The sequence below is a fragment of the Kribbella sp. NBC_01505 genome (genome assembly GCF_045040285.1).
In the GTDB taxonomy this organism is placed as follows: domain Bacteria; phylum Actinomycetota; class Actinomycetes; order Propionibacteriales; family Kribbellaceae; genus Kribbella.
In genome coordinates, this window is the sequence record NZ_CP109425.1 from 8,307,323 (window position 1) to 8,326,147 (window position 18,825).

Here is an 18,825-nt window from a genome sequence, read left to right on the forward strand (position 1 = left end):
CGGGGCCCGGCATTTTCGGCCGGGCCCCGTCAGGTCACTTCGCGCCGAGACAGAGCGTGTAGCGGGTGTAACGCTCCTGCACCGTGTACGACGCCTCGTACCCGGGGAACTGCTCACACCGGCTGTCGTCGGTGGTGTTGTCCAGCTTGCCGACGATCCGGTACTGCGCCTTGGAGCTGCTGCAGTCGACGACATCCACGTCGGGGTTGGAGTCGGAGCCACCGTTGACCACACACTGGCCGACAGCGGCCTCGTTGGTCGACGTGGTGGTGATGTTGCCGATCACGATCGCCGCGATGATCGCGATCGGGACGAGCAGCACGAAGACCTGCGGACGCTTGAACAGAGGCTTGCCCGGATCCATCGGCTGGCGCTGACCGGGCTGCGGCTCCGGCAGCTGCTTGAACTTCTGGGCCGGACCGATGTTCGACAGCATGACGAACGGTGTGACGATGGCCGAGCCGATACCCCACCAGCCCTGCACCATGGTCTTCGCGGTCATGTCGCGGACGGACGCCGTACCGCAGGTCTTGCAGAACGGGCCGGTCAGCTTCAGCCAGCGCATCACGATGACCATGCCCTGGTGGCCGCGCACGGTCGCGTCGACCGCCGGGTAGCCACCACAGAACCGGCAGGTGCCCGGCTGGTACTGCGCCTGCTGCGGGAACTGCCCCTGCTGCGGGACCTGTCCACCCGGCTGGGCGTACTGCTGCTCGTAAGGACCCGGCTGTTGCTGTCCGTACGGCGCCTGTGGCTGTCCGTACTGACCCTGGTCCTGAGGCTGCCCGTACTGCGGCTGCTGCGGCTGGGTGTACTGCGGGAACTGCTCCGGCGGGGGACCGTAGTTGCCGGGCTGGCCGCCGTACGGGTTCTGGGGCGGCTGCGGTGGTGTTGTGGTCACGGGAACTTCCTGGGACTAGAAGCCTGAAAGACGAACTCCCGAACCTTACTCACCTTCGGAGTCAACGACCGCTCTCGGTTAGCCTTTTGTACCGGACGACCTCCTTCCGGAACAGGATGCTGATGGCACACGACGTGAGCCCCACCGCGCGGACGCTGACGGTGCTCGAGCTGATCCAGAACCGGCCCGGTATCACCGCCGAGCAGCTGGGTGACAAGCTCGGCGTCTCCGAGCGCGCCGCCCGCCGGTACGTCGCGATCCTGCGCGAGGCGGAGATCCCGATCGAGTCCGTCCGCGGCCCGTACGGCGGCTACCGCGTCGGCCGCGGTCTCCGGCTGCCCCCGCTGATGTTCAGCACCACCGAGGCGCTCGGCCTGGTGATGGCCGTGCTCGAGGGACCCCGTGGCGCCGACGACCCGGTGGAGAGCGCGCTCGGCAAGATCATCCGTGTTCTCCCCGAGCCGATCGCCCGCTCCACCGACGCCGTCCGCAAGGTCAGCGCCCGCGCGGCCGATCCCGGGATCCGCACTCCGGAGCCGGCGATCACCGCCGCCCTGGTGTCGGCCAGCACCGAGCGCCGCCGGATCGTCATCGACTACGGCCTCGCCCCGGACCGGGTCCGGGCGATGGAGGTCGACCCCTGGGCGGTCGTCGTACGGCGCGGGCGGTGGTATCTGCTGTGCTGGTCGCACGCCAAGGAAGCGCAGCGGGTGCTCCGGGCCGACCGGGTGAAAGGTGTCGAGGAGACGGGTGCCGAGTTCTGCGCACCCGCCGATCTCGATCCGCTCGCGGTGGTCGAGGAGCATCTCGCGATGGGCTGGAAGTATCCGGTCGAGATCATCATCGACGCGCCGGTCGACCAGGTCCGGCGGTGTATCTCGAGCAGCATGGGCCGGCTGGAGGTGCTGTCCGAGGATCAGACCCGGCTGGTGGCCAGCACCAGCGAACCACTCTGGTACATCGGCAAGCTGGCCGAGCTGCAGGCGCCGTACCGGATCCTCGGCTCCCCGGAGATGCAGGACGCGGCCCGGGAGCTGGGGCGGAAGCTGTTGGAGGCGAGCAACGGTGCGTGAGCTGGAGTTCACCGGCGAGATCTGGTTCTGGCGCGGCCCCGCGCCGTGGTACTTCATCACCGTCCCGGACGAGGAGTGCGCCTACCTCGAGGCCGAGTCGGCCTTCGTCAGCTACGGCTGGGGCATGATCCCCGTGCACGCCGAGATCGGCACCAGCGCCTGGGAGACCTCGCTCTTCCCCAAGGACGGCAACTACATCGTCCCGATCAAGGCCGCCGTCCGCCGCACCGAGGACCTCGACGACGGCGACACTCCCACCGTCCGGCTCCGCCTCCGCACGTGAGCCTCACAGAAACTGTCTGAGGCGCCCGCTAGGTTCGCAGCACGGTTGTTCCCGAAGGAGGACTCACGTGACTACGCTGCCTGACCGGCCCAACACGGCTCTGCTGGTGATCGACGTCCAGAACGGCGTCGTCTCCGGTGCTCACGAGCGCGACCAGATCATCGCGAACATCAACACGGCGATCGGTGCCGCCCGCGCGGCGGCGGTTCCGGTGATCTTCGTCCAGCACTCCAACGACAACCTCGTGATCGACAGCGAGGAGTGGCAGATCGTCGCCGAGCTCGAACGCGACCCCTCCGACCGGATCGTCCGGAAGACCTACCCGGACTCCTTCGACGACACCGAGCTCGAGGCCGTGCTTGCCGACGGTGGCATCGGCCGGGTCTTCATCACCGGCGCGCAGACCGACGAGTGCGTCCGCGGCACGCTGCACGGCGCGATCACGCGTGGCTACGACGTCACCCTCGTCGCCGACGGCCACACGACTGAGGATCTGTCCGAGTGGGGCGCTCCGACGCCGGACAAGGTGATCGCTCACACCAACCTGTACTGGCATTATCACCGGGCTCCGGGCCGGACGGCGGCGGTCCAACCCGCGGCCGAGCTGACCTTCACCAGCTGAGTTCGTCCAGGCTGGCAATCCGTCGTACGCCGACGTCTGCGTGCTGGCCGTCTCTGGCCAGCAGCACGGCTCCCATGCCGACGGCGAGCGCACCGTGGATGTCGTTGGTGAGCGAGTCGCCGACCATGAGTGCCTGATCGGATTCCACCCCGGTCAGGGCCAGGGCCTCACGGAAGGCGCGGGGGTCGGGCTTGCCCGCGGGTAGCTGTTCGGATGAGATCAGGGCGTCGATCTCGGCGGTCAGTCCGAAGCGGTCGAGCTTCTGCTGCTGGTGGGCGGTGTTCCCGTTGCTGAAGACCACGACCCGCAGACCGGCCGCCCGAGCCCGCCGTACGGCGGGGATCGCATCGTCGAACAGTGTCCAGCCGGCTTCGTAGCGCCACAGGTAGCCGTCGAAGATCGCGTCGGCCTCGGTGTCGTCGACCTCGAGACCGAGGAACTCGCGGACCCGCGCACGCCGTTGCGCGGCGAAGCTGAGCTCGCGCCGCTGGTAGCCGCGGTAATGCCGGTCGGAGATCGCTGCCCAGCGGGCGGCGACCTCCGGATCGGTGATGCCGTACTGCGCGGCCCACTCGACGACCGCCCGGGCCGCCGCGTGCTCCTGTTCGACCAATGTGCCGTCGAGATCGAACAGAACAACCTTGAGCACGCGGCGACCTCCGGATCGGTTAGTCAGACGGTATGGCGTTCAGCGTATCGATGTCGCTGGGTGAGAGATGGATGAATTCGGCGGTCAGGTTGTCGCTCAGGTGCTGGACGCTGCTGGTGCCTGGGATGGCGAGCATGTGCTCACCCTTGCTGAGCGTCCACGCGAGCCGGATCTGGGCCGGCGTTGCCTGATGGGCGTCGGCGAGTTGCTGGACGATGTCGGAGTCGGCGACCCCACCGGTTTCGCGGGAGGCACCGGCCAAGGCGAAGTACGGGACGTAGGCGATGCCCTGCTCACCGCAGAGCCGGACGAGCTCGTCGTTCACCCGCCCGAAGCCCACGCCGTACCGGTTCTGGACAGCGACGACGGGGGCGACCTCTTGCGCCTGGGCTAGGTGATGGAGACGGATGTTGGAGAGACCGAGGCCTCGGATCAGGCCCTTTTCCTGGAGTTGAGCAAGTGCGCCGAAGTGCTCGGCCACGGATTCCAGTCCTTGCTGGCGTAGGTAGACGAGGTCGATGGTGTCGCGGCCGAGATCGCGCAGGTCGCGCTCCAGCAGTCCTTGCAGCTCGTCCGGCCGGGCCATCGGACCGTCCAGGGCACCGATCTTGGTAGCGATGACCACCTTGTCTGTCGGCGTCAATGCCTCGCGGACCGCTTCGTTCGCCCAGCGTAAGGAATCCATCTCCCACACGTTGTCGGAGGGCGACGTGGTCGGGTAGAACGCAGCCGTGTCCAGGTGGTTGACCCCGAGCTCCACCGCCCGCCGGATCAGCGCGACGGCCTTCTCCCGCGCATCGGTCCCACCACTTGCTCCCGCCAGCCGCTTCGTGCCGAACCCGACCCGCCGCACTCCCCGCCAGAACTCCATGGGCTTGCACCTCGCAATTTCTGATGATATGTTTCTTAGTAGGAATGCATTTACATTCCAATTGGGCATTCGCTCATAATAAAACAAGAATTACTTCGGGTCCACCCTTTCCAGGGTGGATTTTTTGTTGTTCGGGGCTGCGCTGCCCCGACCGGATCCCCAGGCCACGTGTGACTTTTCCGTAGCTCGCAACGTCTCTCCAGGTAGAGGCGACCGCTGGGGAGGCACCGTGAGGACCGAGGTACGGACGCGTTCGGAGCTACTGGAAATCGGAGCAATCGCTCCGTCGGAATACCACGCACAGGCCGATCTGTACGGCGGCCGGAGCTTTCTTCAGGTGGCTTCCTGGGCGGCGGTGAAAACGGAGTGGAGCTCTGAATTACTGGCCTGGCGCGACACCGACGGAGAAGTTGTCGGGACCACGCTCGTGCTCTACCGCCGGCTGCCGGGCGTCTCCCGCTGGTATGCCTATCTTCCGGAGGGACCCGACATCGACTGGGCCGATCCGCGGCTCGAGCGGTGGCTGGATCCACTGCTCGCGCACCTGGATCGCAAGCAGGTGTTCGCCGTTCGGCTCGGCCCGCCCACGGTGCTCAAACGCTGGCAGGCAACGACCCTGAAGGGCTCGGTACGACGAGGGCGCCGAGTGGACGACGTACTTCCGGATGTTGTCGAGCCGGTGGGGGCGTCGGTCGCCGAGCGGTTACGTGATCTCGGCTGGAGCCGGGGCGGCGAGGAGGGTGCTGGGAGCGACGCACAGCCGCGGTACCTGTTCCAGGTTCCGGTCGGTGGGCGGACGAACGCCGAGCTGTGGAGCGGGCTCAGCAAGGAGTGGCGGCGCAACATCCAGAAGGCGGAGAAGTCCGGGATCGAGATCCGGCAGGGCATGGAGAGCGATCTCCCGGCGTTCTTCCAGTTGCTGGAGGCGACCGAGCGCCGCAACGGCTTCCGGCTCGGGCGCAGCTTGGCCTACTACCAGCGCCAGTACCGCGTAATGAACGCCGAGCGGCACGGCCAGATGCGCCTCTACCTATCGACCTGGAACGGCGAGGTGCTCGCGGCGCACACGATGAACGTGGTCGGCCGCCGGGTCTGGTACCAATCCGGTGCCTCGGCCAACCATCACCGCGAGGTGCGCCCGAGCCACATCCTGCAGTGGAAGATGATGACCGAGGCTCAGACGTTGGGCGCCGATCGCTACGACATGCGTGGGGTGTCGGATTCACTCGATCCCGAGGATCGCGCGTTCGGTCTGCTGCGCTGGAAGCTCGGCACCGGCGGCGAGCTCGTCCAATCCGTCGGCGAGTGGGAACGCGCTCTGCCCGGCGCCGTCAACCAGCTGCTCCTCAAGGCGATGACGCGCTACCGCTCGCGCTGAAGAACCCAGCTGCCTCCGCGGCGCGGACCACAGCCGCGGCCCGCTCCTCGGCAGACAGCGCTGCCGAATCCAGCCGCAGGTCGAACTCACCGTCGAGCCCCAGACCGAGATGCCCGCGGGCGTTCCCGAGATGCCGACCGTGGTTGCGTTCCAGTTCGCGCGCCTCGATCACCTCGATCGGCGCCTCGACCGAGACCCAATAGACCGCTCTCCCAGCCAGCGCCTGCCGCCAGGCCGGCACGATCGACTCGTCCACCGGCATGTCGTCGAGGATGACGTGATTGCCCGCATCGAGCAGCGCCAGCACCGCGGCCCGCATCCCCGCGAACATCCGCTGACCGGCCTCGCCGTAGTGCGTGACGATCCGCGGCTTGCCGTCCGGATCGGTCAACGTCTCCTGCCAGAACCCAGGGCCCGGCCCACGCCGGTGGCCGCCCCAGTCCTGGGGGAACATGTCGTAGAAATGATCGAGACCGACCAGCAGGTAGGGCTCGGGCAGGATGAGCTGCAGTTGCTGCGCGGTGGACGATTTCCCCGAACTCGACGTACCGATCAGCGCGATCAACCGGCCGCTCGCCACTCCGTCGTACGTCGTCACGCCGTTGTCCTCCGGAAATGCGTTGCGGGCCTCTGGGGGTCCTGTCATCTTCTAACAGATGACTCCTACCACTGAGCAAGCACTCCGGACCGCGCTCACGAGAGAGCGCTATCCCCGCAGCTCCGGCTACGACCCGGCGTGGATCGTCGAGCGGCCGATGGGCCCGCATCCGCTCTGGTGCGCCGAGTCCCTGATGGAGGTCATGACGCTCGAGCCGGGGATGCGCGTGCTGGATCTGGGCTGTGGGGCCGCGGTTTCGTCGGTCTTCCTGGCCCGCGAGTACGGCGTGGAGGTGTGGGCCGCCGATCTCTGGACCGACCCGACCGAGAACTGGGAACGAATCCGGACGTGGGACGTCGCCGATCGCGTGCACCCGATCCGGGCCGAGGCGCGCGAGTTGCCGTTCGCGCGCGGCTTCTTCGACGCGGTGGTCAGCATCGGCGCGTATCACTACTTCGGCACCGAATCCCGGTACCTCGCGTATCTCCTGGAGTTCCTGAAACCGCACGGCACGGTCGGCGTCGCCGGACCGGGGCTGCACCACGATCCCGGGCTGACATTGCCGCCGTACCTGGCGGAGCGCTGGACGCCGGACTTCTTCACCTGGATGAGCCCCGGCTGGTGGCACACCCACTGGCAGCGCACCGGCCTCGTCGACGTCACCACCACCGAGATGATCCCGGGCGGCTGGGACGACTGGCTGCAATGGCTCCGCGCCTGCGAGCTCGTGGACCGCGGCTACGCGCCCGATGCCGACATGCTCGAGGCCGATCAGGGTGAGCTGCTGGGCCTGATCCGCTTGGTCGCCCAGCGCCGGTGATCACGCTCCAGTTCCATCCGGACTGGCCGTACCAGACCGGCACGGTGATCGACTCGATGGTTGCCGACGGCATCTACCGCTCCCAGTTCAGCACCGGCAGTTCCAACGGCGGTCTGACCGCCCACGCCGGCGGCGACCGCTGGCGCTGGGAATCCCGCCTCTTCGCCGGCCGGTACGACGACGCTCCCGCCTCGGAACGTCCGGTCTACGGCGCGTGGAACCGGCGTGGCGATCTGCACGGGGGAGCGGTCCGGTTCGGATCGTCGTATGTGCGGTTGCGCCCGGAGGTCGTTGATCGCGCGACGTTCTGCTTCCCGGATTCGGTCTACGAGCCGACCGACTTCGGAGACCGGAGAGCGCTCCCTCGGCTCTGCGCGTTGGCTGACGAATCAGACTTGGGCGATCTCGACGACGCCGTCGAGGCGCACGTCCATGGCCCGGTCCGCTTCGGCACCGACGCCGAGGCCGTCGTACTGGATCCGTCCTTCGCCGGCACTCCCATCGCGGCCGCGGCCGAACGCCTCGGCTGCCCGGTCGAGTACCACCCGGGCTTCCGGATCCACGCCGAGGCCATCGATCCGTCGTACCGAGGCCCGCACATCGTCGTACTGGCGAAGTCCCTCGGCCCGCTGCTCACCCCTGCCGTCATCGGCACCGCAGCCCGAGCCGGAACCCACCCACCCCAAACCCTCAAACACCTCTGGCACTCCCTAGCCCACCACGGCCGCCTTTAGATCTCTGCGCGCATGACCCAGCGCCACTTGGCGATCTTGCGGTCACGCACAAACCCGAACTGCTCGTAGAGCTCCTCCGGCCCGGTGTGCAGGTAGGCGCCGCGTTGTTCCGCGCGGTCGACGGTCTGCTCCGGGTAGGCCTCCACCACTCCGCCGCCCGCAGCCCGGATCGCATCCAGCGCGCCACTGACAGCCGCCCGGGCCACGCCACGACCACGGTGTTTGCTGCTGGTGAAGATGCAGCCGATCCGCCAGTCGGGAAGCTCTGAGAGTCCAGCGGCGTATTTGGCCGGGTTCTTGATATTGGGCAGCTCCGCCGGCGGTCCGTACTGGCACCAACCCAGGCAAGTGCCGTCCGCGTCGTAGACCAGGATCTGGTGCGCGGTGCCTTCCTCGACGTGGGCGCGCTTCGCGTCGCGGTTGCGTTGAGCGCTGTGCGGCTTCTCGCCGAACCCTTCGACATGAAGGCCGATACACCAGCAGCCACCCCACACCCCGTTGTTGGCTTCCACCAACCCAGCGAAGTCGTCCCACGTCTCCGGCGACAACGCCCTCGTCGTATACGTCTCCGTCACCAGCGCCTCCACAGTCGATCGAACGGACTATAGGTGCCTTGGGGACACCCGCCGGCCCGTTGCAGGTTCCTGCCATCATGCTCGGTTCGTTCCGTGATTCTCGGTAGGTTCAGGCATGGCAGCTTTCACCGAGTCCGATGACCTGCAGGCGGCGACGTTCACGGATGTGAATCTCAGCGGGGCGCGCTTCGTTCGCTGCAACCTGTCCGGCGTGGTCCTGCGGGCGGCCGAGGTGGCCGGCGTCGACATCGACGCGCCCTGGCTGCTGGCGGGCGACAACTCGCTGCTCGTCAACGGCGTGAACGTCGCCCCGTATGTCGACGCGGAGCTGAACCGTCGCTTCCCCGGCCGCGAGCTGCGCCTCGCCGAAGACCCAGACGGCCTTCGTACGGCGTGGGCCGCGCTCGAACGCGCCTGGGCGCCCCTCATCGAGGAGGTCTCCCCGGAGAAGGCGGACGTCTCGGTCGACGGCGAGTGGTCCTTCGCCCAGACGCTGCGCCACCTCGTGATGGCTACCAACACGTGGCTCGGCCGAGCGATCCTCGGCGACGAGCAGCCGTTCCACCCCATCGGCCAGCCGCACGCCGAGTACGAGACCGACGGCCTCGACATGTCCGTGTTCAGCACCACCAAACCGCCGTACGAGGAAGTGCTGGCCGTCCGCGCCGACCACGTCGCCCAGGTCCGCACATACCTGGCAACCGTCACCGCGGCCGATCTCGCAGGCATCCGGAAGAACCCCTGGGCCCCCGACTACCCCGAGACCGTGCTCTCCTGCCTCCACACCATCCTCGAAGAGGAATGGGAACACCACCGCTACGCCACCCGGGACCTCGCCCGACTGGCCCCCTGATATGGAACGGTGCCAGGTGTGCTGACCTCGGGACCTCTGCAACCGATCGATCGGGATGTCTGGCAGCAACTCTTCGCCGGGTACAACGAGTTCTACGGCCGATCGACGATGCCGGACGGCTTCTACGATCAGGCGTGGACAAGGTTTCAGAACGACGAGGAGCTCCACGCACTCGGCGCTCGCCTCGACGGCCGGTTGGTCGGCATCGCCCATTTCCTGACCCACGCCAGTACGACCACGGCCGACTCCTGCTACCTGCAGGACCTCTTCACCGCACCCGAGGCCCGCGGCCAAGGCGCCGCCCGCGCCCTCATCGCCGCCGTGACCACCTGGGCCACGGAGCACGGCTGCAGCCGTGTCTACTGGTCGACGCACGAATCCAACGAGGCCGCGCGCCGCCTCTACGACCAGGTCGCCGACAACCGCGGCTTCATCCTCTACTCCATCCCGATCGACCGAGCCTGATCGCTCGGGCCTGATCGCTTGGCCGGAGGTTGTCAGCTGAGTTGCTCGGCCAGGCCGACGATGACTCCTTCGGGGCCCCGGACGTAGCAGAGGAGATAGCTGTCTTCGTAGCGGGCGATCTCGCCGACTGGTTCGGCGCCGTGGCGGGCCAGGCGGGTGACTACGTCCTCGAGGTTGTCGACGGCGAACATGACTCGGTGCATGCCTACCGTGTTGTGCGGCTGCTTGGGTGGGCCGGGGATCACGGTGGGTGTCACGTAGCTGGTGAGCTCTAGGCGGCTGAGGCCGTCGGGGGTCCGGAGCATCGCGATGTCACAGCGGACACCCTCGAGGCCAGTGCACTGGTCGGCGACCTTGCCCTCGATCTGCGTCCTTCCTTCCACCTCCAGACCGAGCTCGACGAAGAAGGCGACCGCCGCCTCCAGGTCCGAGAAAACGATCCCGACGTTGTCCATCCGTCGTACAGTCACGTCCTGCTCCTCTTCCATCGCGTCAACTTGTACCCCTAGGACGAAGCCGTCCGGCGGTCCTCGACATCACGACGCGGAACGGCGCAAATGCCGGGGAACCGCGCGCATGACGCGGCCGAGGTCGTCGGTGATGGCGGAGACGCGTTCGGCGCGGCCGTCGTCGTCGATGTAGATCATCACGGTGCGGACGTCGGCGTGGCCGGAGAGCTCCTGGATGTCTTCGGCGTTGAGGCCGCGGCGCTTCTGGTCGGTGATCGCGGTGGCGCGCAGGGAGTGTGGGGTGACCTTCTCGGGGCGGGGGATGCCGGCGGTCTTGGCCAGGCGGCGGAGCAGGCGGGTGACGTCGTGGCGATCGAGTCGCCGGCCGGCCGCGTCGGCTACCAGGGGCGCCCGGCCGGAGCCGGTCCACTTCGGGCGGATGGCGACGTACAGGTCGAGGAGCTCGGCGACCGTGGTCTCGAGCGGCACTCGGACGCTGGCGCCGCCTTTGCGGGTGATGACCAGCCAGGTACGGCGGCCTTCGTCCTGGCGGTCTGCGTCGTCGGCGGCGCACAGCTCGGAGACGCGGAGCGCGCCGGTGAACAGCAGGCCGACCACGAGCGCGTCACGGACATCGGTGGCGGCCGCGAGGATCGCGGAGATGTCGTCCGCCTGGAGCACCCGGGCCGACGTCGCGCGCCGGCCGCGGTGGAACTTCGGGCGGTGGTCGTCGTCGGAGATGGGGGAGACCACCTGCAGGCCCCAGCTCGCGGCGTACCGATAGAGGCTGGACAGGGTCGACAGCCGGCGCGCGAGCGAGGACTCACTCGCGCCTGCATCTTGCTGCTGCGACAACCACATCGTCACCTCGGCCCGGTGCAGATCGAGCGCGAAGCGGTCCCGGCCTAGCTCCCGGCGGGCCCATTCGGCCCACAGCAGCAGGTCGTCGGCGTACGCGATCCGGGTCTGGGTGCTCGCTCGGCGCGTCCCACCGAGCCACAGCACGGCCAGCGCGGTCAGCTCCGGTGTCAGTGCGCTCGCCAGCAGATCCAGCCGGTCGACGGGTTCTGCCGAGCGCGGGGCTCCTACTGGCCGGCGGGCTCCGAGTGCGCGTCGTACGGCGGCTTCGGTCGCGCGATCCGGCAGGGGCTCTTTTTCGGCCAGCTCGAACCGTCGTTCCAGGGCGTCTCCGCGCTCATCGTCCACAGCGCAGATCCTAGCGCATAACGGGGATTATGCGCTCTCTCCAGTCTTGATTAAGTTCTCATAGTTACGTTTGAGTTGACGTAACTAAACTAACGTAATCACGAACTCAATGACGGAATCGTGATAGGATGACGATCATGACGGCGACCGAAACTGAAGTGACTTCGCAGGCGCGGGCCGGCCTGTGTGAGTTCCCTGGCGTGAACTGCCCGAATCCGAAGCAGGCAGACGCCGGCGCATCGGGCCGACCGCCGAAGTACTGCGGCCTGGAAGGCCCTGGGATCGACGGGAAGCTGGTCGTGCACAACAAGGCGACCGCCTGGTCGGCTAAGAAAGCCGCTGAGCGACGTCCTGCGCCCGTTGCTGGGGGATCCGCAGTGCCGCAGCCGCCCGCGGGCCCGGTGACGACCGCCAGGACAACCCTGGAGAACCAGATGCTGGAGCTTCCGCGGCGGCTGGATCAGCTGCAGGAGTTCCTGACCGGGATCACCGCAGCGGTGCGGGCGTACGGCGACGCTGAAGCCGTGGCTGCTGAGGTGGAGCAGCTACAGGCTTCCTCGCGCGCTCAGGTGGCTGAGGTCGAGCGCCAGCGTGGCGAGGAAGAGCACCGCCGCCGCCAGGCCGAGCAGCAGGCCGCTGACGCGGAAGATGCCCGCGAGGAGGCCGATGCGGCTGCCCAGGACGCCATCGAGGAGCTGGAATCGGCCCGAGCTGAAGCGCTGGCCGCTCTCACGGCAGCTGAGAAGTCCCGCCAGGATGCCGCGGATGCCCGCGAGGCTGCGACCGCCGAAGTGGAGCAGGCTCACCGTGAGGTCGCCGCCGCTCAGGAGGCCGCTGCCGCTCAAGCCGAAGAGCGGCAGCGAGACACCGAGCGGCGGATCGCCGAGATCCAGGCCGCCGCTGAGCTACAGATCCAGCAGGCTCGCACCGAGCTCGAGGTCGCCCGGATCGCTCAGGCCACCGCGGAGTCCGAGCGGCAAACCACCCAGCTCGGCGCGGACCAACTCCGCGCCGAGCTCCGCGAGCTGCGCGATCAGCACCGGGCCGAGCTCGAGAGCCTCCGGGCCGAGCACCGGGCCGACCGTGACCAACTTCGGACAGACCATCAGGCCCAGCTGGCCGACATCAGGCAGGCGGCTGCCGATCGGGTCACCGCGGCCACAGCTGCTCAGCGCGCCGCCGAGCAGACCGCCGAGGCACTTCGTGAGCAACTCGCCGCGCGTCCCGCACCGCTTGCCGTGCCGGACGAAACCGATGCTTGACCAGGTGCCGTAGCTGGGCTGATCATGAGCGTACCCGTCATGTGATCGGTCGATTACGAACGGTGACACCTGACCACAAGAATGCGCGTCGGTTCGTCAATCATTGACGAATTGGCGCGCATTCTTGCTGTTTTCCGGGCATTGCGCAAAAGTAAAAACGACCTAACATTTTCGCACCTTGACACACCTTGTCCAACTTTGTCAGGCTCAGCGATGAGAGCGCGACCACGGCCTCGCTCTACCGCCCACACAGCAGTGCCCGAAGTGAGGTTGAGCCGACGTATGAGCAACGAACTGGGGAATATCTCGGCCATATCCTGGAAAAGTTTGCGAATCGGTCAGGAACGGGAGGGAACGGTACGCCGCGCACTCGGCGTGCTCCAGCACACGGAATGTTTCGAATCACCCTGGCAGCTCTGGAGCGCGCTCTACGCGCTCATTTGTGCGGGTGAGCTGCGCCGGGCCGACCAGCACTGTCTCTGGCTGGCCACGCATCCGAGGACCTCGCCGGAGATCCTCGCGGGCATCAGGCTCTTCCAGGCCCGGATCCGCCAACTCAGAGGTCAGGTCACCCACGCCCTCGAGACCTACTCGGAGCCCGCCGCGCCTGACGATCGGCTGATCGCGATGCGCACGGCCTGGACGGTCGAGGCGATGCTCGATCTGGGGGAGGCGAGGTCAGCGCTGCCGGTGCTGCACGCCCGCCGGCTGGACGGCGTCATCGCGCTCGACCTGCCCGGCCGCGGACCCCTGCTGACCGCCCGGGGGCAGCTCTACCTCGCCCTCGGCACATCACCAAGGGCGATCGCCGACTTCGTCGACAGCAGCCGGCCACCCACCGACGGCCCGATCGACAATCCGGCGATCTCCAGCTGGCGTTCGCGCGCCGCGCTGGCGCTTGCGAAAGAACGCCCACCGCTGGCCGCACGCCTGGCCGAGGAGGAGTTGATGCTGGCGATGCGCTGGGGTGCTCCCCGCCAGATCGGCTGGGCGCTGCACGCGCATGCGGTGGTCCGTGACGACCAGCAGACCGCGGCTCTGCTCAGTGAGGCGATCGACTTGCTGGAGGTCGCCGACGCCCGCAACGAGCTGGTGCCGGTTCTGTTCGCGACGGCAGGTCACCTGGCCGCGAAGGGCGATTCGCTGGCTGCCCGGAAGCGCCTCACCCGTGCGTCCGAGCTGGCCCGGCTGGACAGCCGGATGCATTGGGCCAAGCGGATCGACTCGGCCCTGCATCGGCTGCAAGGCCGGCGTCCGCATCCCATGTTGACCAGGCAGCAGCTCCGGGTGACCAGTCTGGCCCGGGCCGGTTCCACGAACCGGCACATCGCTTCCCAGCTCAACCTGTCCGTGCGGGCGGTCGAGTTCCACCTCTCCGCGGCGTACCGGCGGCTCGGGATCTCGGGGCGCGCGGAGCTTTACCAGATGATGGGCTGAAGGCGTGTACGCCGGCCTTCCTGGGTCAGCAGGATGGCCGGCTGCAGCTCGCGTCGCCCAGCGATCCCGAGCTTGCGGTAGACCGACGACAGGTGGAATTCGATTGTCCGGACTGTCAGGCACAGGTGTTCGGCGATCTGCCGATTCGTCCGGCCTGGCACCACCTCCCGCGCTACAGCGAGCTCCTGCGGGGTCAGCCGCGCCGGTCCGGGTGCTCCTTCGAGCTGGTCGATCGCAGAGGCGATCCGGCCGCGCCACAGGTCGTTTCCGATCTCGTTGGCCAGCACACGCGCCGTACCGAGTAGGTCCAGGGCGACTGCGTCATCGCTGCGCTCGGCTCGTAGTACGGCGAGGTCGTACTTGACCCTGACCTGTTCGAGCAGCGCACCGCTTCCGTCGAGCTCGGCGTCCGCGTGCTCCAGCAGTCTCATCCGCGCCTGCTCATCAGGGGCGAGACGAGCCGACATCTGCAGTGCGATGCCGATGGTGCGCCGTCCGCCCCAGCCGCGGGTCGCAACTACCTCGTCACTGGCCAGCGTCCTGGCCAACCAGTTCCGTCGGGTCATGTGAGCGCACAGAGCAGCGTACGCGCGCCAGTTGGCCACAGCGGGGTTGACCACTGCCCAGCCGGTCAGCTCATGTCCACAGGCCGAGTAGTCGTCGTACGCGAGCCCGAAGTGCCCCTCGGCCAGGTGCAGCGCACCGCGGGCAGCCAGCAGCTCAGCCCGGTCCCGTACGTCGGCCAGCTCGTGGTCGAAGCCGTGGAGTCGCAGGACCTCGTGCGCCTGCTCAAGGTCGCCGAGATCCACGAGCGCGGAGACTCGCCAGGCCACAGCCGCCACCAGCAGGTCCGAACGCAGCTCACCAGCCAGGAGAGCGCCGAGCAACGCGGACGCCTCCCGGCTACGGCCCTGGCAGGCGACGACCCGGGCCAGCAGCATCCCGAACGCCGCACAGCTCTCCCCGGCGGCCAGTAGCGCGCGGAGCCGACGCTCGGCCTCGGCGAACTCCTCGGCGTACAGCAACACCAGGAGCGCTCGCAGGGTTGTGGCCAGTCCTGGCGCCGGTCCGTCCAGTGCCGCGACGGCTGCGGCGACTGCGGGCTCGCGGTCGCGCTTCTGGTTGACCGCGAACAGCACGCGCAACAGCGGCGCGCTGGACGGCGCCGCCAGCGCCGGGTCGTCCATCGTCCCGCCCACGGCGTACACCAGCGGTTCCAGCTCGTCGGCGCGCAGACGCTGTGGGTCCGCGCCGGCGGCCGCGATCGCATCGTGCCGCCGGTTACTGTCCGTCAGATGATCCATCCCCAGGCCCCCGTCACTCCTCGAACGCGTCGAGTGCACTTCGACCGTAAGTCGTTCCACCTCGAGATGCGCAGTCCAGGTGTGCCGATTGTCGCCCGCAGGTCGCGGGCGGTCGCTACGGTGCAACCACAGAGTCCGGCACCGGGACCCCGGCGTACTCCTCGAGCCGGCTGATCAGACCGTCCTCGAACCCGACGTACACGGCCGCGTCGAGGCGAAACGTCTGCCCGTCCTTCGTTTCGACGTGTACGGCGTGCTGCTGCAGCACACCGTCTTCAGCGGCGAACTGCCGTACGACGTCGTACCGCATCGACTCGATGCCGCCGATCTGTGCCTGCATGCCGCTGATGTTCTCGTCGATCGACGAGTCGCCCTTGCCGTCGTTGTGCCAGACGGTCGCCTTCTCGGTGCACATCGCGCGGGCCTTGTCCCATTCACGGTTCTCGAGGTGACGTAGGTACGCGATCGCTTTGCCCTTGCGGGAGACGTCCTCGGAGAACACGAGGGAGCGCTCTCCGGCCTCGATCCGCAGCGGGAGGTGGTTGCCGTCCGGGGCGAGTGGGCAGGTGAAGACGGTCGGCGACAGGTGGTGGTGGGAGAGCGTTACCTGGTTGAAGTCGATCGTCAGCCTGCTCCCCGGCTCCAGCACCGGAAGGACCAGCCAGCGACCGATCTCCGGCGTACCGTCGCCGTTGGTCTCGTCGGTGAACACGACCAGCCGCTGACCTGGGAAGTCTTCAATCACGGCCAGCACGTACTCGGTCCCGTCGATGGTGACCGCGAGGTCGACCGGCGCGGCGACCTGCTGGGTCGTGGGCGGCTCGGTCAACCGGCCGACCTCGACCAGCCGACCGTCAGGGACAGCCCGGTACTCGCCTTCGAACACCCAGGCGGGGTCATACGGGTAGGTGTCGATCCCGGTGAGACCTGACTTCTCGACCGCATCGGGATCGAGCGTGACTGCGCCGGTGGCCTTGTCGGCGCTGACGACCTTCACCTTGCCGTTGGGGCCGGCGATCTCGTCCCACCGCGCCGCCCGCCAGGCGTCGTACTCGGCGGGGTGACTATTTGCCTTCGTCATGAGCATTCCCTCTCGTAGTGGCTCTGTCGCCAACGTACGAGTGGATTGCGCTAGAGGCGTGCCTCATTGCCTACAACGCAAGATCTCTCAGCTGAGCTTGCGCAGCGCGTCGTCCGCTGCGCTGCCGGGCTCCGGGAAGTACACGTACAGGACGTGGCCCTCGGGTCCGGTGAGCGCGAAGGTCTCGAACTTGAGGGTCAGAATACCGACGCCGTCGACGCGCAACAGCTTGTCGCCCATCGTGCGCTCGTAGACGTCGTGGGAGTCCCACAGCGCCCGGAAGGTTTCGCTGCGCTCACGGAGGTCCGCCACGAAGGCGTCCAGTTCGCCGCGGCGCGCGACGGCCGTGGCGCGCAGTCCGGCGACTGCTTGCAGAGCGATCTCGTTCCAGGCGGGGTACACCGTGTGGGCCCGCGGATCGAGGAAGGTGAACTCGAGCAGGTTGTGCCCCGGACTCCACGCCGGATTGACTCGCGCTGCGAGCGCCGTACCGGCCAGGACGTCACGGCTGGGGCCGACGATGAACGCCGGCAGATCAGCCCACCGCTCCAGAAGTTGCAGGACCCCGGGCCGTACGACGACGCCGGCGGGCGTGGGGTCAGCCGGGGCGAGCGCGGGTGTTGCCAGGGACGACAGGTAGGTCCGCTCGGTGTCGTCGAGGCGCAGCACGCCGGCGAGCGCCTGCAGAATCTCGCGTGACGGGTGCCGGTCACGGCCCTGTTCGAGCCGGGTGTAGTAGGACGGGCTCAGCCCGGCGAGCAGCGCCAGCTCCTCGCGGCGCAGCCCCTTCACCCGTCGCCGGGTGTTGTCGACGACGCCGGCCGAAGCAGCGTCGATCTTCTCCCGGCGGCTGCGCAGGAAGTCCCCGAGTTGGTTGTCGTCAGGTGCCATCACCCAGAACGCTACCGCCCTCGCGAGCCTGTCCCTGGCAGGGCCACCCTCAAGGGGGAGTGGTACGTCCGCGGCTTCAGCAGTGAGATGGAGACATGAACGACAGCAAAGAATCAAAGGTATGGCTCATCACCGGATGCTCCACCGGTCTCGGCCGCGCCCTCGCCACCCACGCCCTCGAGCGCGGTGACCGCGTCGCCGTCACCGCCCGCAACCGCGCGGCCGTGACCGATCTCGCCGCCGCGTACGGCGCTCGCGCGCTCGCACTGCAGCTCGATGTCACCGACCCCGCGTCGGTGACCGCGGCCGTCAAGGAATGCGAGGCAACCTTCGGACGCATCGACGTGCTGGTGAACAACGCCGGCTACGGCTACCTCGCCGCGATCGAAGAGGGTGAAGACTCCGCGGTCCGGGCGCTCTACGAGACCAACGTGCACGGTGTGGTGACGGTCCTGAAGGCCGTCCTGCCTGGCATGCGGGAGCGCCGCTTCGGGCGCATCGTCAACATCTCCTCCTTCGGAGGGCTGGCCGCCTTCGCTGCGACCGGCTACTACCACGCAACGAAGTTCGCGCTCGAGGGTCTGTCCGAGTCGCTCGCCGCGGAGGTCGCACCGCTCGGTATCGCGGTCACCATCGCCGAACCAGGCGGCCTGCGCACCGAATGGGCGGGCGGATCGATGCAGCAGTCGCCGATCCGGCTGGACGACTACGAGCAGACCGCGGGCAAGCGCCGTACCAGCACGTTGGCCGTCTCCGGCAACCAGCCGGGCGACCCGGCTCGCGCCGCTGCGGCCATTGCCGCGACGGTGGACGAGGAACTGCCTCCGCTCCGGCTGCTTCTCGGCTCCGACGCGCTCGGCGGTGCACGCGCTCGTCTGGATCGGCTGCGCGGCGAGATCGATGCCAACGAGGCTCTCACCACGAGCGTGGATCTGGTGAACCTCAGCGTCGCTTGATGATGAACACGGGAATGACGCGACCGGACTTCTTCTCGAAGCTCCCGAAGGCCGGTTTGGTCTCGACGGCCTGCGCGTACAGCCGGGCCCGCTCGTCCGGGTCATCGACCGGTACGGCGATGCCGGGGTACTTGTCGGTTCCCCGTTCGACCTCGACCTCGGGGTGCGCGCGCAGGTTGTAGGTCCACGACGGCGTGGTGGCGCTTCCCCCTGCCGAGCCCACGACGAAGAGGTCGTCACCGAGGCTGAAGTACACCAGCGGGATCACGTACTTCTTGCCGGTCCTGGCACCTGTGGTGCCGATCAGGACGACATCCATCCCTGCCAGCTCGGGGCGGACGGCGGCTGAGATCTTGCCGCCGTTGGCGCGAAAGTTCGCGATGACTGCCGGGTTGTGCTCCCACATGACGCCTTTGT

22 protein-coding genes are annotated in these 18,825 nt (G+C 67.9%); 11 read left to right on the forward strand and 11 right to left on the reverse strand.

Annotated features, from left to right (window positions below; all coding sequences use genetic code 11):
• Window positions 1-34 precede the first annotated feature (34 nt).
• Entirely contained in the window at window positions 35-901 is an 867-nt protein-coding gene (locus tag OG474_RS39035) for a toxin-antitoxin system, toxin component (protein WP_405058681.1), read from the reverse strand.
• A 122-nt stretch (window positions 902-1,023) separates the two neighbouring features.
• On the opposite strand from OG474_RS39035, the gene OG474_RS39040 reads away from it, so the two are divergent.
• From OG474_RS39040 to OG474_RS39050, 3 genes are all read left to right on the forward strand, one after another.
• Complete coding sequence (locus OG474_RS39040) at window positions 1,024-1,974, forward strand: helix-turn-helix transcriptional regulator (protein ID WP_405058682.1); 951 nt, start codon at window positions 1,024-1,026, stop codon at window positions 1,972-1,974.
• Window positions 1,967-2,257 (forward strand): DUF1905 domain-containing protein, encoded by a 291-nt coding sequence (locus OG474_RS39045; protein ID WP_405058683.1) that lies wholly within the window; start codon window positions 1,967-1,969, stop codon window positions 2,255-2,257. Before OG474_RS39040 ends, OG474_RS39045 begins: the two co-directional genes overlap by 8 nt.
• Window positions 2,258-2,324: 67 nt before the next feature.
• Window positions 2,325-2,879: an isochorismatase family protein gene (locus OG474_RS39050; protein WP_405058684.1), complete on the forward strand. Its 555-nt coding sequence runs from the start codon at window positions 2,325-2,327 to the stop codon at window positions 2,877-2,879.
• On the opposite strand, the gene OG474_RS39055 is transcribed toward OG474_RS39050, so the two are convergent.
• Window positions 2,869-3,528: an HAD family hydrolase gene (locus OG474_RS39055; RefSeq protein ID WP_405058685.1), complete on the reverse strand. Its 660-nt coding sequence runs from the start codon at window positions 3,526-3,528 to the stop codon at window positions 2,869-2,871. The genes OG474_RS39050 and OG474_RS39055 overlap by 11 nt on opposite strands.
• A gap of 19 nt (window positions 3,529-3,547) precedes the next feature.
• Complete coding sequence (locus OG474_RS39060; protein ID WP_405058686.1) at window positions 3,548-4,399, reverse strand: aldo/keto reductase; 852 nt, start codon at window positions 4,397-4,399, stop codon at window positions 3,548-3,550.
• A 229-nt stretch (window positions 4,400-4,628) separates the two neighbouring features.
• Here OG474_RS39060 and OG474_RS39065 point away from each other — a divergent pair, with 229 nt between their 5' ends.
• Complete coding sequence (locus tag OG474_RS39065) at window positions 4,629-5,777, forward strand: lipid II:glycine glycyltransferase FemX (RefSeq protein ID WP_405058687.1); 1,149 nt, start codon at window positions 4,629-4,631, stop codon at window positions 5,775-5,777.
• Here OG474_RS39065 and OG474_RS39070 read toward each other — a convergent pair.
• A complete protein-coding gene (locus tag OG474_RS39070; protein ID WP_405058688.1) occupies window positions 5,746-6,423 on the reverse strand; it encodes an AAA family ATPase in 678 nt (225 codons plus the stop codon). The two genes, OG474_RS39065 and OG474_RS39070, sit on opposite strands and share 32 nt — an antisense overlap.
• Before the next feature lie 10 nt (window positions 6,424-6,433).
• Here OG474_RS39070 and OG474_RS39075 point away from each other — a divergent pair, with 10 nt between their 5' ends.
• Both OG474_RS39075 and OG474_RS39080 read left to right on the forward strand, forming a co-directional pair.
• Window positions 6,434-7,195: an SAM-dependent methyltransferase gene (locus OG474_RS39075; protein WP_405058689.1), complete on the forward strand. Its 762-nt coding sequence runs from the start codon at window positions 6,434-6,436 to the stop codon at window positions 7,193-7,195.
• The gene (locus tag OG474_RS39080) at window positions 7,192-7,929 is read left to right on the forward strand and encodes a DUF3626 domain-containing protein (protein ID WP_405058690.1); all 738 of its coding nucleotides are present in this window, start codon (window positions 7,192-7,194) and stop codon (window positions 7,927-7,929) included. Before OG474_RS39075 ends, OG474_RS39080 begins: the two co-directional genes overlap by 4 nt.
• Here OG474_RS39080 and OG474_RS39085 read toward each other — a convergent pair.
• On the reverse strand, window positions 7,926-8,504 hold the full coding sequence (locus OG474_RS39085; protein ID WP_405058691.1) for a GNAT family N-acetyltransferase: 579 nt from the start codon (window positions 8,502-8,504) through the stop codon (window positions 7,926-7,928). The genes OG474_RS39080 and OG474_RS39085 overlap by 4 nt on opposite strands.
• Window positions 8,505-8,619: 115 nt before the next feature.
• On the opposite strand from OG474_RS39085, the gene OG474_RS39090 reads away from it, so the two are divergent.
• Window positions 8,620-9,357 (forward strand): DinB family protein, encoded by a 738-nt coding sequence (locus tag OG474_RS39090; protein WP_405058692.1) that lies wholly within the window; start codon window positions 8,620-8,622, stop codon window positions 9,355-9,357.
• Between the two features lie 18 nt (window positions 9,358-9,375).
• Window positions 9,376-9,822, forward strand: a complete 447-nt coding sequence (locus tag OG474_RS39095; protein WP_405058693.1) for a GNAT family N-acetyltransferase — start codon at window positions 9,376-9,378, stop codon at window positions 9,820-9,822.
• A 32-nt stretch (window positions 9,823-9,854) separates the two neighbouring features.
• Here OG474_RS39095 and OG474_RS39100 read toward each other — a convergent pair whose 3' ends face one another.
• Together OG474_RS39100 and OG474_RS39105 are read right to left on the reverse strand one after the other, a co-directional pair.
• Window positions 9,855-10,292 carry a VOC family protein gene (locus OG474_RS39100; RefSeq protein ID WP_405058694.1) on the reverse strand — a complete coding sequence of 146 codons (438 nt, stop codon included), beginning with the start codon at window positions 10,290-10,292 and terminating at the stop codon, window positions 9,855-9,857.
• A 66-nt stretch (window positions 10,293-10,358) separates the two neighbouring features.
• The gene (locus tag OG474_RS39105; protein ID WP_405058695.1) at window positions 10,359-11,477 is read right to left on the reverse strand and encodes a tyrosine-type recombinase/integrase; all 1,119 of its coding nucleotides are present in this window, start codon (window positions 11,475-11,477) and stop codon (window positions 10,359-10,361) included.
• Window positions 11,478-11,614: 137 nt separating this feature from the next.
• On the opposite strand from OG474_RS39105, the gene OG474_RS39110 reads away from it, so the two are divergent.
• A complete protein-coding gene (locus tag OG474_RS39110; protein WP_405058696.1) occupies window positions 11,615-12,739 on the forward strand; it encodes a hypothetical protein in 1,125 nt (374 codons plus the stop codon).
• A gap of 327 nt (window positions 12,740-13,066) precedes the next feature.
• Entirely contained in the window at window positions 13,067-14,176 is a 1,110-nt protein-coding gene (locus OG474_RS39115) for a LuxR family transcriptional regulator (protein ID WP_405058697.1), read from the forward strand.
• On the opposite strand, the gene OG474_RS39120 is transcribed toward OG474_RS39115, so the two are convergent.
• From OG474_RS39120 to OG474_RS39130, 3 genes are all read right to left on the reverse strand, one after another.
• Window positions 14,158-15,480 (reverse strand): LuxR C-terminal-related transcriptional regulator, encoded by a 1,323-nt coding sequence (locus OG474_RS39120; protein WP_405058698.1) that lies wholly within the window; start codon window positions 15,478-15,480, stop codon window positions 14,158-14,160. The genes OG474_RS39115 and OG474_RS39120 overlap by 19 nt on opposite strands.
• A 115-nt stretch (window positions 15,481-15,595) precedes the next feature.
• Window positions 15,596-16,561, reverse strand: coding sequence for a DUF1684 domain-containing protein (locus OG474_RS39125; protein WP_405058699.1), 966 nt, complete (start codon window positions 16,559-16,561; stop codon window positions 15,596-15,598).
• An 87-nt stretch (window positions 16,562-16,648) separates the two neighbouring features.
• Entirely contained in the window at window positions 16,649-17,452 is an 804-nt protein-coding gene (locus OG474_RS39130; protein WP_405058700.1) for a helix-turn-helix domain-containing protein, read from the reverse strand.
• 95 nt (window positions 17,453-17,547) lie between these two features.
• Here OG474_RS39130 and OG474_RS39135 point away from each other — a divergent pair, with 95 nt between their 5' ends.
• The gene (locus OG474_RS39135; protein ID WP_405058701.1) at window positions 17,548-18,408 is read left to right on the forward strand and encodes an oxidoreductase; all 861 of its coding nucleotides are present in this window, start codon (window positions 17,548-17,550) and stop codon (window positions 18,406-18,408) included.
• Here the strand turns inward: OG474_RS39135 and OG474_RS39140 are convergent.
• Window positions 18,395-18,814, reverse strand: a complete 420-nt coding sequence (locus tag OG474_RS39140) for a nitroreductase/quinone reductase family protein (RefSeq protein ID WP_405058702.1) — start codon at window positions 18,812-18,814, stop codon at window positions 18,395-18,397. The genes OG474_RS39135 and OG474_RS39140 overlap by 14 nt on opposite strands.
• Between the last annotated feature and the right edge of the window lie 11 nt (window positions 18,815-18,825).

What these genes read in the sequence shown, in the direction of transcription:
- OG474_RS39135 (WP_405058701.1), top strand. Translation starts at nt 17,548, where the DNA reads ATGAACGACAGCAAAGAATCAAAGGTATGGCTCATCACCGGATGCTCC.
- OG474_RS39130 (WP_405058700.1), bottom strand. Translation starts at nt 17,452, where the DNA reads ATGGCACCTGACGACAACCAACTCGGGGACTTCCTGCGCAGCCGCCGG.
- OG474_RS39075 (WP_405058689.1), top strand. Translation starts at nt 6,434, where the DNA reads ATGACTCCTACCACTGAGCAAGCACTCCGGACCGCGCTCACGAGAGAG.
- OG474_RS39070 (WP_405058688.1), bottom strand. Translation starts at nt 6,423, where the DNA reads ATGACAGGACCCCCAGAGGCCCGCAACGCATTTCCGGAGGACAACGGC.
- OG474_RS39125 (WP_405058699.1), bottom strand. Translation starts at nt 16,561, where the DNA reads ATGACGAAGGCAAATAGTCACCCCGCCGAGTACGACGCCTGGCGGGCG.
- OG474_RS39060 (WP_405058686.1), bottom strand. Translation starts at nt 4,399, where the DNA reads ATGGAGTTCTGGCGGGGAGTGCGGCGGGTCGGGTTCGGCACGAAGCGG.
- OG474_RS39120 (WP_405058698.1), bottom strand. Translation starts at nt 15,480, where the DNA reads ATGGATCATCTGACGGACAGTAACCGGCGGCACGATGCGATCGCGGCC.
- OG474_RS39140 (WP_405058702.1), bottom strand. Translation starts at nt 18,814, where the DNA reads ATGTGGGAGCACAACCCGGCAGTCATCGCGAACTTTCGCGCCAACGGC.
- OG474_RS39040 (WP_405058682.1), top strand. Translation starts at nt 1,024, where the DNA reads ATGGCACACGACGTGAGCCCCACCGCGCGGACGCTGACGGTGCTCGAG.
- OG474_RS39110 (WP_405058696.1), top strand. Translation starts at nt 11,615, where the DNA reads ATGACGGCGACCGAAACTGAAGTGACTTCGCAGGCGCGGGCCGGCCTG.
- OG474_RS39090 (WP_405058692.1), top strand. Translation starts at nt 8,620, where the DNA reads ATGGCAGCTTTCACCGAGTCCGATGACCTGCAGGCGGCGACGTTCACG.